This window comes from Pseudomonas sp. FBCC-B35, assembly GCF_059133755.1.
Genome location: NZ_CP101439.1, coordinates 766,464 through 781,860, shown reverse-complemented (window position 1 = coordinate 781,860; position 15,397 = coordinate 766,464). Strand labels below are relative to the sequence as shown.

Annotated in this window: 10 protein-coding genes; 8 read left to right on the top strand and 2 right to left on the bottom strand. The window is 61.6% G+C overall.

The features are described 5' to 3' along the window. The first annotated feature begins 689 nt into the window (after positions 1-689). From NMB38_RS03425 to NMB38_RS03390, 8 genes are all read left to right on the top strand, one after another. Positions 690-2,072, top strand: a complete 1,383-nt coding sequence (locus tag NMB38_RS03425; protein ID WP_027915399.1) for a polynucleotide adenylyltransferase PcnB — start codon at positions 690-692, stop codon at positions 2,070-2,072. Further along, on the top strand, positions 2,069-2,548 hold the full coding sequence (gene folK, locus NMB38_RS03420; protein WP_027915400.1) for a 2-amino-4-hydroxy-6-hydroxymethyldihydropteridine diphosphokinase: 480 nt from the start codon (positions 2,069-2,071) through the stop codon (positions 2,546-2,548). Before NMB38_RS03425 ends, folK begins: the two co-directional genes overlap by 4 nt. 250 nt (positions 2,549-2,798) lie before the next feature. Then, positions 2,799-3,599, top strand: coding sequence for a 3-methyl-2-oxobutanoate hydroxymethyltransferase (gene panB / locus NMB38_RS03415; protein ID WP_027915401.1), 801 nt, complete (start codon positions 2,799-2,801; stop codon positions 3,597-3,599). Beyond that, positions 3,596-4,459: a pantoate--beta-alanine ligase gene (gene panC, locus NMB38_RS03410; RefSeq protein WP_027915402.1), complete on the top strand. Its 864-nt coding sequence runs from the start codon at positions 3,596-3,598 to the stop codon at positions 4,457-4,459. Before panB ends, panC begins: the two co-directional genes overlap by 4 nt. Before the next feature lie 143 nt (positions 4,460-4,602). Next, entirely contained in the window at positions 4,603-6,267 is a 1,665-nt protein-coding gene (gene pgi, locus NMB38_RS03405; protein ID WP_027915403.1) for a glucose-6-phosphate isomerase, read from the top strand. Positions 6,268-6,545: 278 nt separating this feature from the next. Continuing rightward, a complete protein-coding gene (gene acs, locus NMB38_RS03400; protein ID WP_490805833.1) occupies positions 6,546-8,480 on the top strand; it encodes an acetate--CoA ligase in 1,935 nt (644 codons plus the stop codon). A 41-nt stretch (positions 8,481-8,521) separates the two neighbouring features. After that, the gene (locus NMB38_RS03395; protein ID WP_059183388.1) at positions 8,522-9,391 is read left to right on the top strand and encodes an oxygenase MpaB family protein; all 870 of its coding nucleotides are present in this window, start codon (positions 8,522-8,524) and stop codon (positions 9,389-9,391) included. Positions 9,392-9,469: 78 nt separating this feature from the next. Then, positions 9,470-12,406 (top strand): DUF748 domain-containing protein, encoded by a 2,937-nt coding sequence (locus NMB38_RS03390; protein ID WP_242810097.1) that lies wholly within the window; start codon positions 9,470-9,472, stop codon positions 12,404-12,406. A gap of 124 nt (positions 12,407-12,530) precedes the next feature. Here the strand turns inward: NMB38_RS03390 and NMB38_RS03385 are convergent, their stop codons facing one another. Beyond that, a complete protein-coding gene (locus NMB38_RS03385; RefSeq protein WP_027915406.1) occupies positions 12,531-12,881 on the bottom strand; it encodes a BON domain-containing protein in 351 nt (116 codons plus the stop codon). Between the two features lie 294 nt (positions 12,882-13,175). Further along, entirely contained in the window at positions 13,176-15,281 is a 2,106-nt protein-coding gene (gene pnp / locus NMB38_RS03380) for a polyribonucleotide nucleotidyltransferase (RefSeq protein ID WP_023533183.1), read from the bottom strand. Between the last annotated feature and the right edge of the window lie 116 nt (positions 15,282-15,397).

Here is a 15,397-nt window from a genome sequence, read left to right as displayed (position 1 = left end):
AATAGGGCTCAAACCGATTCCCCGCACCCTCCCCCTCTGCAAAATCTGTTACCTGCCTGCTGGCACGTAACAGTTACCGAGGCAAACGGTAACGAAAAACACGTTGCGCCCCTGGGATGCAACCCTGCAGAAATGACCAAACCCCCGGATTTGCTGGGCCAGCCAAAGTTGGCACGCCTTCTGCTATATGCTTAGTACAAAAACAATAACAAGCACTGCAACCCACAATAAGAACAAGACGAAACGACTCACGCACAATAAGAACAAGACGGCGGAGGCGCAGCTAACTGATTCTTTTGGAGAGGATGCATGTTTGGGGCTTGCCCCACACCCAGGCAGAGAACAACAAAAACTGCACTAAAAAGCAGCACCTGAACTGGATGGATCGACGATCAACGTGACATCAGCGGCCAAAGCAATCCGTTTGCTCTTTACCCCTGGCTTGGGGGTCGTCCACAAGCTTCGCGCTTAGTGGCAGGGCGCTCAACAAAAACAAGAAGCCCGCAAAAAAAACAATAAGAGCACACGCAACGACTTCTTGGGGAGCTTAGGCTCCCCTTGTCGTTTCTGCCTTTGGGCAGGCATTCTGCGACCGCCTACACCATCCCGCGAGTAAATGCTAGAATCCCCGCCCATCATGCGGCCATTCTCATATTCTTGGCCGAACATTCCTTCAAACAGTGCATCCCATGCTGAAGAAGCTGTTCCAGTCGTTCCGCCCGCCCGTACCGGGCCAGCACCACCGGCGTACCACGCCCGAGGTGATCAACAAAAGCCAGCATTCGCTGCAGCGCCACCAGTTCAGCCGCCATGCGGTAAACATCGTGGAGCGCCTGCAGAGCGCCGGTTACCAGGCTTATCTGGTCGGTGGTTGTGTCCGCGACCTGATGCTGGGCATCACGCCGAAAGACTTCGACGTGGCCACCAGCGCCACCCCCGAACAGGTACGCGCCGAGTTCCGTAACGCGCGGATCATCGGCCGCCGCTTCAAGTTGGTTCACGTGCATTTCGGCCGTGAAATCATTGAAGTCGCCACCTTCCGTGCCCCTCACTCCGAGGACGATCAGGGCGACAGCCACCGCTCGTCCCATAATGCCAGCGGGCGAATCTTGCGCGACAACGTATATGGCACCTTGGAAGAAGACGCGCAGCGCCGCGACTTCACCATCAACGCGCTGTATTACGATCCGGTCAGCGAGCGCATCCTCGATTACGCCAACGGCGTGCACGATGTGCGCAATCGCCTGTTGCGCCTGATCGGCGATCCTACCCATCGCTACCAGGAAGACCCAGTACGCATGCTGCGTGCGGTGCGTTTCGCGGCCAAGCTCGACTTCGGTATCGAAAAGCACACCGTACAGCCGATTCGCGAACTGGCGCCGTTGCTACGCGAAATACCGCCGGCGCGGCTGTTCGAAGAGAGCCTGAAGCTGTTCCTTTCGGGCCAGGGCGCCATGGTGTTCGAAATGCTGGTCGACCTGCAGCTGTTCGAACCCCTGTTCCCCGCCAGTGCCCAGGCGCTGGAAGACCGCCCCACTTATACCCACACGCTGATCAGCCAGGCGCTGAGCAACACGGACCTGCGCGTCAAGCAAGGCAAGCCGGTAACGCCTGCCTTCATGTTCGCAGCCCTGTTGTGGCCTGCCCTGCCAGCACGCGTTCTGCACCTGCAGAATCAAGGGGTGCCACCGATTCCGGCCATGAACGGCGCAGCCCATGACCTGATCGCCGAGCAATGCGCGCGCATCGCCATCCCCAAGCGCTTCACGCTGCCGATCCGCGAAATCTGGGATATGCAGGAACGCCTGCCGCGCCGCAGCGGTAAACGCGCCGACATGCTGCTGGACAATCCGCGCTTCCGTGCCGGTTACGATTTCCTGCTGCTGCGCGAAAGCGCTGGCGAAGAAACCGATGACCTTGGCCAGTGGTGGACCGAGTATCAGGAAGCCAATGACAGCGAGCGCCGCGACATGATTCGCGACCTGGGCAGCCGTGATGAAGGCGGTGCGTCCCGCAAACGCAAGCGCAGCAACAGCAAGCGCAAGCGCGGTGGTGAAGAGGCCTTCGAGTGAGCATCCGCGTGTACGTCGGCTTGGGCAGCAATCTGGATGCCCCGGCCGAGCAGTTGCGCAGCGCCCTGGACGCCCTCGATCAGGTCCAGGCAACGCGACTGGTGGCTGCTTCGGCGCTGTATACCAGCGATTCGCTACTGCCGGGTCAGCCCCGCTACACCAATGCGGTCGCCGCGCTCGACAGCGCCTTGGCGCCACTTGACCTGCTCGATGCCTTGCAGGCCATCGAAAACGACCAGGGCCGGGTGCGCAAGGAACGCTGGGGGCCGCGCACCCTCGACCTGGACATCCTGCTGTACGGCGACCAGGTGCTGGACCTGCCGCGCCTGCAGGTACCGCACTACCACATGCATGCCAGGCCCTTCGTGCTTTATCCGCTGGCCGAACTGGTACCTGCAGACTTCCGGCTTGCCGATGGCCGCCAATTGTCCCAGCTGCTCGCCGCCTGCCCTTGCATTGGCCTCGAACGCCTGTAACCGGCCGTTCGTTAAGGCAGTAACGCCAGTAACACCCTGATCGTAACAATGCGGTAACAGGGTGATTGACTTCCCTCATTTCGCTCACGACTATAGGCCACCCGCGTAGCACCCCCGTGTTGCGCACCCCTATCGAGGCCCGGACGGACCTGTGCCAGAACATCACGCGCGATGATGTGCCGCTGCGGAAGATGACTACTCAGGTTGCATGCAGTCGTTTCCCCTGGCGCCAGAATGAGGAACTCTCTACATGCCTGAAGTAACCCTTTCCACCCTCAATGGCCTGAAGGCCAAGGGTGAAAAAATCGCCATGCTGACCTGCTATGACGCGACGTTCGCCAAGGCAGCCAGCCAGGCTGGCGTCGACGTCCTGCTGGTGGGCGACTCCTTGGGCATGGTCTTGCAAGGCCATGACAGCACCTTGCCGGTCACCACGGCAGACATGGCCTACCACACCGCCTCGGTCAAGCGCGGCAATCACGGCGCATTGATTCTCGCCGACTTGCCTTTCATGGCCCACGCCACGCCCGAATCGGCCTTTGCCAACAGCGCGGCGCTGATGCAGGCCGGCGCCCACATGGTCAAAATCGAAGGTGCAGCCTGGCTGGCCGAGACCATTCGGCTGCTGGCCGAGCGCGGCGTGCCTGTGTGCGCCCACCTGGGCCTGACACCTCAGACCGTAAACGTGCTCGGCGGCTATAAAGTACAAGGCCGCCTTGAGGCACAAGCCCGGCAGATGCAGGCCGATGCCATCGCCCTTGAAGCCGCGGGCGCCGCGATGCTGTTGCTCGAGTGCGTGCCGAGCGATCTGGCCGCAGCGATCACCCAGGCCGTGCGCATCCCGGTCATCGGCATTGGTGCCGGCAACGCCACCGATGGTCAGGTACTGGTGCTGCACGACATGCTCGGCCTGTCTCTCAGCGGTCGGGTGCCCAAGTTCGTGAAGAACTTCATGGACGGCCAACCTGACATCGCCAGCGCCCTCGCCGCTTATGTCCAGGCCGTCAAGCAGGTCACCTTCCCCGCCAGTGAACACGGGTTCAGCGCATGAATACAGTCAAGACCGTGCGGGAGCTGCGCGCCGCCGTAGCCCGCGCCCGCAACGAAGGCAAGCGCATCGGCTTCGTGCCGACAATGGGCAACCTGCACAGCGGCCATGCGGCCCTGGTGGTCAAGGCCGCGCAATGCACCGACTTCGTCGTTGCCAGCATCTTCGTCAACCCGCTGCAGTTCGGGGCCAATGAAGACCTGGACAAATACCCTCGCACGTTGGCAGCCGACCAGCAGCTGTTGGTCGAATCGGGCTGCAACCTGCTGTTTGCCCCTGGCGTGGATGAAATGTATCCGGACGGGATGAGCGTGCAGACGCGGGTCAGCGTGCCCACCCTGTCGCAAGGGCTGTGCGGCGCCAGTCGGCCAGGGCACTTCGAAGGCGTGGCCACCGTGGTCAGCAAATTGTTCAACATGGTGCAGCCTGACCTCGCGGTCTTTGGCGAAAAGGACTATCAGCAGCTGGCAGTCATCCGCGCCATGGTGCGCGACCTGAACATGCCGATCCAGGTGATGGGCCTGCCTACGGTGCGCGCCGCAGACGGTTTGGCACTGTCATCGCGCAACGGCTACCTCACCCCAGAGCAGCGGGCAACAGCGCCAGTGCTGTATCGGGTACTCCAGACACTGGCAGCTGCCATCGCCCATGGCCAAAAGGACTTCGCCACGCTGGTGGCCGACGGCCAGGCCCAGTTGAGCACAGCCGGTCTGCGCACCGATTATCTGGAAGTACGGCATGCCCTGACCCTGCGCCCGGCCGTGGTCGATGACCGAGACCTGGTGGTCATCGCGGCGGCTTACCTGGGCAACACCCGCCTGATCGACAACCTGTACGTGCAAGTGCAGGACACGACTGCCTGAACGGCCTGGGGTGCCCAGGCACCTCATCTACTTGAACGCCCCCCATTCCCAGCGCCGGACCTTCGCCTATAATGATGCCAGCCTGAACCCGGCAATGACTGCCGTGTCCAACGCATCACCACGGACCAAGGGACCCCCGCGCAATGGCGTATTACCGTACCCCCCACGATGTCACGGCTCTACCCGCCTGGCAGGCGCTCAAGCAGCACCGCGATGCCATGCAAGGCTTCAGCATGCGTGAAGCCTTCGCCGCCGATCCTCAGCGCTTCGAACAATTCTCCCTGAGCTCCTGTGGCCTGTTCCTGGATTATTCCAAGAACCTGATCACCGAACAGACACGTGACCTGCTGGTAAACCTGGCCGACGAAGTGGGCCTCAAGGACGCCATCACCTCGATGTTCAGCGGCGAGATCATCAACGCCTCCGAAGGCCGGCCGGTGCTGCACACCGCCCTGCGCCGCCCGGTGGGTGACAAGCTCAGCGTCAACGGCGTGAACGTCATGCCGGAAGTGCACAAGGTGCTCAACCAGATCACCGAGCTGGTAGGCCGCATCCATGATGGCCTGTGGCGTGGCTACAGCGAAAAGCCCATCACCGACGTAGTCAACATTGGTATCGGTGGCTCGTTCCTGGGCCCGGAACTGGTATCCGAAGCGCTGATGCCTTACGCCCAGCGCGGTGTACGCTGCCATTACCTGGCGAACATCGACGGTAGCGAGTTCCACGAACTGTCGGCCAGCCTGCGCGCCGAAACCACCCTGTTCATCGTCTCGTCCAAGTCGTTCAACACCCTCGAGACCCTGAAGAACGCAATGGCCGCGCGTACCTGGTACCTGGCCCAGGGCGGCTCGGAAGCCGAGCTGTACCGCCACTTCATCGCCGTTTCCAGCAACAAGGCCGCCGCCGTGGCGTTTGGCATCCGCGAAGAGAACATCTTCCCGATGTGGGACTGGGTCGGTGGGCGCTATTCGCTGTGGTCCGCCATCGGCCTGCCGATTGCGCTTGCCATCGGCACCGCCAACTTCAAGGAACTGCTCTCCGGTGCCTACACCATGGACCAGCATTTCCAGAGCGCGCCGTTCGAGAAGAACATGCCCGTGCTGCTGGCGCTGCTGGGCGTGTGGTACGGCAATTTCTGGGGTGCCAGCAGCCACGCGATCCTGCCGTACGACCACTACCTGCGCAACATCACCAAGCACCTGCAACAGCTGGACATGGAGTCCAACGGCAAGAGCGTGCTGCAGGACGGCACCCCGGTGAAAACCGAGACCGGCCCGGTGATCTGGGGCGGCGTGGGCTGCAACGGCCAGCATGCCTATCACCAATTGCTGCACCAGGGCACACAGCTGATCCCGGCCGACTTCATCGTGCCGGTCGTCAGCTTCAACCCGGTGGCCGACCACCACCAGTGGCTATACGCCAACTGCCTGTCCCAGAGCCAGGCGCTGATGCTGGGCAAGACGCGCGAGGAAGCCGAGACCGAACTGCGTGCCAAGGGCATGAGCGAAGCCGATGTGCAAAAGCTCGCCCCGCACAAGGTCATTCCGGGCAATCGTCCGAGCAACACCTTGGTGGTCGAGCGTATCAGCCCACGCCGGCTGGGCGCCCTGGTGGCCATGTATGAGCACAAGGTGTTCGTGCAGAGCGTGGTCTGGGGTATCAATGCCTTCGACCAATGGGGCGTGGAATTGGGCAAGGAGCTGGGCAAGGGTGTGTACCAGCGTCTTGTGGGCAGCCAGGAAGAGGTTGCCGAGGACGGTTCTACCCAGGGCCTGATCAATTACTTCCGCGGCCGCCATCGCGGCTGATCCCACCCTCTGCCTGGCAGTGCATCCTGCTCGTCAGGCAGGGCGTGAAAAAAGTGCGCCGTAGCTTCTGCAGTTCGCTTCCGGGCGATTGGCGGGGCTGCCGCGCAGCGCCTATCGCACGTGAGTGAAGCCTGCGCAGCAAGCCAGTCTGCAGCTCCACTGTCCCTGTAGCCCGTGACCGCCCAATCGCCGGACCGGTTGAACACCCCTCCCCCCAAAACTGTCCTACTCAATAGCCGTTGCCGTGCCTCGCCCCTTACAAGAGCAGGACCACCGCCATGTTCGATCTCCGACATTACCCGCACGCCCTCGCCGTCAGTCAGGCGGCAGCCCTTTCCCAGGACGACTATGACCGCCTGTACCGCCAGTCGGTCGAAGACCCGGATACCTTCTGGACCACTCAAGCGCAACGCCTGACCTGGATGAAGCCATGGTCCCAGGTTCAACGGTCGGACCTGCGCACCGGCCACGCCCGTTGGTTCGACGGAAGCCAACTGAACGTCAGCTACAACTGCATCGATCGCCACCTGGCCACGCGGGCCGAGCAGACCGCCCTGCTGTGGGAAGGCGACGACCCTAGCGACACCAAGGCCATCAGCTACCGTGAACTGCACCGCCAGGTATGTCGCCTGGCCAATGTATTGAAGTCGCGAGGCGTGGCCAAAGGTGACCGGGTATGCATCTACATGCCGATGATCCCCGAAGCCGCGTTCGCCATGCTCGCGTGCGCGCGCATAGGCGCTGTTCACTCCGTGGTGTTCGGTGGTTTTTCCCCCGACGCGCTGCGTGACCGTATCCTCGATGCCGACTGCCGCACCGTCATCACCGCTGACGAAGGCGTACGCGGCGGCAAGCGCATCGCCCTCAAACAGAATGTCGACAAGGCGCTGGCCAGTTGCCCAGCCGTCAGCACCGTCGTGGTCGTGCGGCGCACTGGGGGTGATGTCGCGTGGGACGACGGTCGTGACGTCTGGTACCACCACGCCATCGAGCAGGTCGACGAGACTTGCCCGCCCGAACCCATGGAGGCAGAGGCGCCGCTGTTCATCCTCTACACATCCGGCAGCACCGGCAAACCCAAAGGCGTGCTGCACACCACGGCGGGGTACTTGCTGCAAGCGGCCATGACATTCGACGTGGTGTTCGACTACCGGCAGGGGGAAGTCTTCTGGTGCACCGCCGACGTCGGCTGGGTCACCGGCCACAGTTACATCGTGTATGGCCCTCTGGCCAATGGCGCCATCTCGCTGATGTTCGAGGGCGTGCCCAACTACCCCGACAGCTCGCGGTTCTGGCAAGTGGTGGACAAGCATCAGGTCAACATCTTCTACACCGCACCCACCGCCCTGCGCGCCCTGATGCGCGAAGGGCTTGCGCCCCTGCAAAGTACCTCCCGTGCGAGCCTGCGCTTGCTGGGCAGCGTGGGTGAACCGATCAACCCGGAAGCCTGGCATTGGTATTTCGATGAGGTCGGACAGCGCCGCTGCCCCATCGTCGACACTTGGTGGCAGACCGAAACCGGCGGCATCATGCTCACGCCACTGCCCGGCACCCAGACCCTCAAGCCTGGCTGCGCCACCCAACCCATGTTCGGCGTGCAGCCGGTGCTGCTTGACGACAAGGGCCAGGTCATCGAGGGTCCAGGGGCTGGGCTGCTGGCGATCAAGGCCAGCTGGCCGGGGCAGATTCGCAGCGTCCATGGCGATCACCAACGCATGGTCGACACCTACTTCAAGCCCATGCCCGGCTACTACTTCACCGGGGATGGCGCCAGGCGCGATGCCGACGGGCATTACTGGATCACTGGGCGCGTGGACGATGTGATCAACGTGTCCGGACATCGCATCGGCACGGCGGAGGTCGAAAGCGCCCTGGTGCTTCACGACAGCGTGGCCGAAGCAGCCGTGGTGGGTTACCCCCACGATCTCAAGGGCCAGGGTGTATACGCCTTCGTGACCACCATGAACGGTGTCAGCCCCGATGAAGACCTCAAGGCCCAGTTACTGGCGCTCGTCGGCAAGGAGATCGGCAGCTTCGCCAAGCCCGAGCTGCTGCAATGGGCTCCGGCTCTGCCCAAGACACGGTCGGGTAAGATCATGCGGCGTATACTGCGCAAGATCGCCTGTAACGAGCTCGACAGCCTGGGCGACACCTCTACCCTGGCCGACCCGAGCGTCGTCCAAGGGTTGATCGACACTCGCCTGAACCGATAACCGGCGGCCGCTACCCAGGCTGCCCAGCCCTGCAGGTCACCATGGAAGCGCTTCGCCGCCGTATCGAACAACAAGCCATGAGCCTCACCGGCCTGGCGTTGGGGCAGCTCGACCTGGAGTCGCCCAAGGGCGACCCTGGCCTGTTCGGGCCCGACAGTGTCAGTTGGCGGGTGCATGGCGACTTCCCCAGCATGCTGGTCGGCGGCATCAGCGCACTGATGCTGCAGTTGCTGCACCCGCTGGCGCTCGCTGGGGTCTGGGACCATTCCAACTTTCGCCATGACTTGATCGGGCGCCTGCGGCGCACCAGCCAGTTCATTTCAGGGACCACGTTCGGTGCGACCGAAGATGCGCACTGGCTGATCGAAAAAGTGCGCCGGATACACCTGCAAGTCGAAGGCACCGCGCCGGATGGCCGCCCCTATGCGGCCAGCGACCCTCACCTGCTGACCTGGGTGCATGTGGCCGAGGTCAGCAGCTTTCTGGCCGCTCACTTGCGTTACCGCAACCCCCGCTTGTCCCTGGCCGACCAAGACGCTTACTACCAGGAAATCGCCCTGATCGCCGAACGCCTGGGCGCCCTGGACGTGCCACGCTCGCGCCGTGAGGTCGAACACTACCTGCATGCGATGCGCCCACAACTGAGCTGCGATGCCCGCAGTCAGGAAGTCATGGGTATTCTGCTCGACGCCCCTGCGCCCAGCCGGCTGGCAAAACCGGTGGGCAAGCTGATGCTGCACGCCGGTATCGAGCTGCTGCCACAGTGGGCACAACAGCAGCTTGGCCTCGAACAGGGCCATTGGCAAAAACGGTTGATCCGCCTGGGCGTGCAAGGCACCGCACCGGTATTGCGCTGGGCCATGCGCGACGGGTCTGCGCACCGGGCCAGGCGCCGCATGGGCATCGAATAAGCACTGAGCGCACCTCAGCGGAACTGATTTAACGTGCCATACTCCAAGGCATCCCGGCCCGGACAGACGAAGCGATTCATGTACAAAGGACTGACTCGCGCCATCGGCGCACTGCTGGCGTTGCTCGCCCTGTACAGCCTGCTTGGCTTTTTCATTCTTCCGGGCGTCGCGCTGCGTATCGCCAACCAGCAGCTCGCCCACTACGCCACGGTGCCGGCCCACCTGCAACGAGCCGAGTTCAACCCCTTCAGCCTTGAGTTGACCTTGTGGGGCTTGCAGATCGGCGAGCCCGGTAAAGAGCAGGTTGGCTTCGAAAAACTGTACGCCAACCTGTCGCTGGACAGCCTATGGACCGGCGCGCTGCACCTTGACGCCCTCGAGTTGGTCAAACCACGCACCGAAGTGCTATTTGCCAAAGATGGCACGCTCAACCTCGCTCGCCTTTTCCAACTGCCTGCCAGCAAAAGCGAGCCTGATACACCCCCAGGCGATCCTTTCCCGCTGCGTATCGGCAGCATCAAGCTTGAGCAGGGTTTCGTGCGTTTCGAAGACCTGCGTCCCAGCGAGCCGATCGAGTTTCTCTACGACAACCTTGGCCTGGAATTGAAGAACCTCAGCACCCTCGCCAATGACAATGCCGACATGACCATGGTGGCCAACGGTCCCAACGGTGGGCGCATCGACTGGCAGGGCACGTTGAGCCTAGCGCCTATCGCGTCCGAAGGCACGCTCAAGGTCACCGACAGCAAGATGAAGCTGTTCTGGCCCTATGTGCGCGATGCGGTGCCCTTGGTGCTGGAAGACGGCAAGCTCAGCCTGAGCACGCATTATCGGCTCAACCTGGCAGATAAGACCGAACTGCGTCTGGAAAAAGCCTCGGTGCGGGTGGCGCCCTTTGCCATCAAGGCTCCGGATGGTCGTCCGTTGGCAAGGCTCGCCAATCTGGAGTTGAGTGATGCCTCCGTCGACCTGGTCAAGCAGCAGGTCACGATCGGCAAGGTACGCAGTGAAAAACTGGAAACCTGGGCAGCGCTGGAGAAGGACGGTCAGCTCGATTGGCAGGTGCTGTTTGCCGGCGAGCCTGGCAAGCCAACACCAGCTGAAAAGGCCGAGCCGCCCACTGCAGGGGCTTCAGCTGCACCGCAGACGCCAGCGGCCCCAAGCAAGCCCTGGCAGGTGTTGCTTAATGATGTCCAGCTCAGGAACTACCGTGTTCACCTGGCAGACCGCACGCAAAAAGAACCGGTCACCCTGGACGTAGGCCCCTTGAACGCTGACTTGAAGGGCTTCGACAGCCTCAACCAGAAGCCCTTCACGGTCAAGTTCGACACCGGCATCGGCAAGCAAGGCACCCTGCAGGGCCAGGGCCAGGTCAACCTGGCGCCGGTGTGGGCCAAGCTGGATGTCGGCACCCGGGACATCGACCTGCGGTTAGCCCAAGCCTACATCAGCCCCTTCATTCTGTTGGAGCTGCGCAGCGGTATGCTCGACAGCGACCTGAAGGTGGACCTGAAAAGCACCTCGCCGTTGGCCTTGACGGTAAGCGGCAAAGCGCAGGTGAATCAGTTGCATACCCTCGACACCATCAAGAGCCGGGACTTCGTCAAATGGCAGCAGGTCAACCTCGATGGCCTGACGTATGTGCATGGCGATGCCCTGTCGATCGACAAGGTGACACTGCAACAGCCTTATGCACGCTTCATCATCAACGAAGACCGTACTACCAACATCAATGACCTGTTGATCCCACAGCCAAACGATGCCCCTTCCAAGGCCCAGCCCCAGCCTGCAAGCGCCACCGAGGAAAAGCCGCTCGGTATCCACATTGGCCAGATCGTGATCAAGGACGGTTCGGCCAACTTCGCCGACCTGTCGCTCACGCCCAATTTCGCCACGGCCGTGCAACAGCTCAACGGCCAGGTGGGGACCATCGATAACCGCAAGCCCCTCCCTGCCCAGGTGGATGTGCAAGGCAAGGTCGACCGGTACGCACCCGTCACTATCAAAGGTGGCCTCAACCCATTCGACCCACTCGCGAGCCTGGATATCGCCGCCGTGTTCAAACGCGTCGAACTGACCACCCTGACGCCCTACTCGGGCAAGTTTGCCGGCTACCGCATCCGCAAAGGCCGGCTGAACCTGGACCTGCACTACCTGATCACCAAGGGCCAACTCAAAGCCGAGAACAAGGTGGTCGTTGAGCAGTTGCAACTTGGGGAGAAAGTGGACAGCCCGGACGCGGTCGATCTGCCGATTCGCCTCGCAGTGGCGCTGCTCAAAGACACTCACGGCAAGATTTCCATCGAGTTGCCCGTTGCGGGCGATCTGAACAACCCGCAGTTCAGCGTGATGCCGATCGTGTGGCAAACCTTGCGCAACCTGGTGCTGCGCGCCGCGCAGGCACCGTTCAAGCTCATCGGTGGCCTTGTTGCCGGAGGCGGCGCCGAAGACTTGGGCACTGTGGCCTTTGCACCCGGGTCCAGCGAGCTGGCAGGCGATGCCCAAGCATCCTTGGATAAACTTGCCGAAGGGCTGAGAAAGCGGCCGGAACTGCGCCTGGAAATCGAAGGCACCAGCGCTCAGGCAAGCGACGGCCCCATTCTTGCCCAACAGCGTCTGGAGCGGGAATATCAGGCCACCTGGTACAAGATTCTGCAGCGGCGCGGTGACAAGGTACCGGCCAGTGCGTCCCTGATGGTGGTCGACGAGGCCGACAAGCCAGCGATGCTCGAAGGCATTTACCGCAGCCGCCTCAAGCAGCAACCGCCTGCCGAATGGGAGCAGCTTGACCGCGACGCGCGCACTGCCAACCTTCGCAACGCCGTGCTCAAGTTCTGGGCCGAAAGCACGGCTCTGTTACGCACTCTGGGGCAGGAGCGGGCCAGCAGTATCAAGGATTACCTGGTGGACAAAGCCAAGCTTGAAGACGATAGGGTGTACTTCATCGACACCCACCTGGGGCAGCCCGAAAAAGATGGCCGCGTTGTCACGCCAATGCACCTGGATGCCGACTGATCGTGACTCCTAAGGCTTGATGCCAAGCCTATGCGGCTCAATGAAAGCTTCCACGAAAAAGCCCCGGCACAGGCCGGGGCTTTTGTTGTAGCTGGCCAAATCCATTTGGCCGACAGGACGATCCTTATTCAGCTTTCAGGCCGTCAGCCATTACGCTCTTGACGCCTTTGATGTTCTTGGCAACGCGCACGGCCACTTCTTTTTGCGACTCGGTCACTTTGACGTCCGAGGACAGAGAGACTACGCCGTGGCTGGTTTCTACTTTGATGTCGCTGCCTGGTACGCCTTTCTCGGTCAGCAGATCCGCTTTGACCTTGGTGGTGATCCAGGTGTCAGAGCCTTCTTGCTTAGCGTCATCCATAGTGTTGGCAGCCAGCATTACCGGAGCCTGGGTGGCCTGGGCTGCGAAAGCGGCGTTGGCCATGGTCAGGGTCAGAGCGGTAGCAGTAGCGGCAGCAATGGCGAACTTCTTCATGTGAGTCACTCCTGTTTTTCGAAAGGTCTGCGCCATGTGTCTGGCGGCAGGTAAACAGGTAGTTGCATGGCTTGTGCCAGGTTTTACGCTTCGCTTGATTCCTTTTAAATCAATGACTTACGTATCATCGCATCATTCACGACTCGTGCATTCTGCAACCTGCGCGATAAACCTGCATGCAAGATGCAAGTCCGCTAAAAGTTCCGTGTCTGTTTTTGTATTTACACGGGCACAGCCCAGTATAGATCCAAAAAAAAGGGCTCCCGCGGGAGCCCTTTGTGAAGCGCTAGGCGATCAGACGCCAGAAGCCTTCGCAGCCGCGACGTCCTTGATGGACAGCTTGATACGGCCGCGGTTATCCACGTCCAGTACCAGCACTTCAACTTCCTGACCTTCCTTGAGGATGTCGGTGACTTTCTCGACGCGCGCATCGCTCAGCATGGAGATGTGCACCAGGCCATCCTTGCCAGGCAGGATGTTGACGAAGGCGCCGAAGTCGACAATACGCTCGACCTTGCCCACGTAGATCTTGCCAATCTCGGCCTCGGCAGTGATGCCCAGGATGCGCTGCTTGGCAGCGTCTGCCGCTTCCTTGGTTTCGCCGAAGATCTTGATCGAGCCGTCATCTTCGATATCGATCGAAGCCTTGGTCTCTTCGCAGATGGCGCGAATGGTGGCGCCGCCCTTGCCGATCACGTCGCGGATCTTGTCCGAGTCGATTTTCATGGCGATCATGGTCGGCGCGTTGGCCGACAGCTCGGTACGCGACTGGGCAATGATCTGGTTCATCTGGCCGAGGATGTTCAGGCGCGCTTCCAGGGCCTGGCCCAGGGCGATTTCCATGATCTCTTCGGTGATGCCGTTGATCTTGATGTCCATCTGCAGGGCGGTGACGCCCTTGGCGGTACCGGCTACCTTGAAGTCCATGTCGCCAAGGTGGTCTTCGTCACCCAGGATGTCGGTCAGAACGGCAAACTTCTCGCCTTCCTTGACCAGACCCATAGCGATACCGGCAACCGGTGCTTTCATCGGTACACCGGCATCCATCAGGGCCAGCGAGGCACCGCAGACCGAAGCCATGGAGCTGGAACCGTTGGACTCGGTGATTTCCGAGACGACACGGATAGTGTACGGGAACTCGCTGTCGCTTGGCAGCATCGCCTGCACGCCGCGACGCGCCAGACGACCGTGGCCGATTTCACGACGGCCAGCGCCGCCCATGCGACCACACTCACCGACCGAGAACGGTGGGAAGTTGTAGTGCAGCATGAAGGGGTCTTTCTTTTCGCCTTCCAGGGTGTCCAGCAACTGTGCGTCACGGGCAGTACCGAGGGTGGCAACGACCAGCGCCTGGGTTTCGCCACGGGTGAACAATGCCGAGCCGTGGGTTTTGGGCAGAACACCGACTTCGATGTTCAGCGGGCGCACGGTGCGGGTGTCACGGCCGTCGATGCGCGGCTTGCCGTTCACGATGTTCTCGCGCACGGTGCGGTATTCCAGCTCGCCGAAGATTTCCTTGATCTGGCCAGCGGTCGGGCCGGCTTCTTCGTTGCTCAGGCGGGCGATGGCTTCATCGCGCAGCTGGCCCAGGCGGGTGTAGCGGTCCGCTTTCTGGGTGATGGTGTAGGCCTGTGAAACCTGCTCGCCGAACTCGGCGCGTACCAGGTTCATCAGCTCGGTGTTGGCGGCGGCGGGCTGCCAGTCCCACGTTGGCTTGCCGGCTTCGGCAGCCAGTTCCTTGACGGCCTGGATGACGGCCTGGAACTCATCGTGGGCGAACAGCACGGCGCCCAGCATCTGGTCTTCGGTGAGCTCTTTGGCTTCCGATTCAACCATCAACACGGCGGTTTCGGTACCGGCGACAACCATGTCCAGGCTAGAAGCCGCCAGTTGCTCGTACGTTGGGTTCAGCAGGTAGCCGGTGCTTTCGTGGAAGGCAACGCGTGCCGCGCCAATCGGGCCTTCGAATGGAATGCCGGAGATGGCCAGAGCCGCCGAGGTACCGATCATCGCGGCGACATCGGGGTCGGTCTTCTTGCTGGTGGAAACCACGGTGCAGACGACCTGCACTTCGTTCATGAACCCTTCAGGGAACAGCGGACGGATCGGACGGTCGATCAGGCGCGAGGTCAGGGTTTCTTTCTCGGAAGGACGGCCTTCACGCTTGAAGAAACCACCGGGGATCTTGCCGGCAGCGTAGGTTTTTTCCTGGTAGTGAACCGACAGCGGGAAGAAGCCCTTGCCTGGATCAGCTTGCTTGGCACCGACCACGGTCACCAGCACGGTGACGTCGTTGTCGACGGTGACCAGCACGGCGCCGGTTGCCTGACGGGCAATGCGGCCCGTTTCGAGAGTAACGGTCGATTGACCGAACTGGAATGTCTTGATTACCGGGTTCACGGTTTCCTACCTTCTTCAGTGGCTCTTGGGGGAACTGTTTTCTTGCGAATGCTTGGGCAGTGCAGGGAATCGGCCCTGTCTACCGTCCAGATACAACTCGAGGCCGGGAGCCTGGA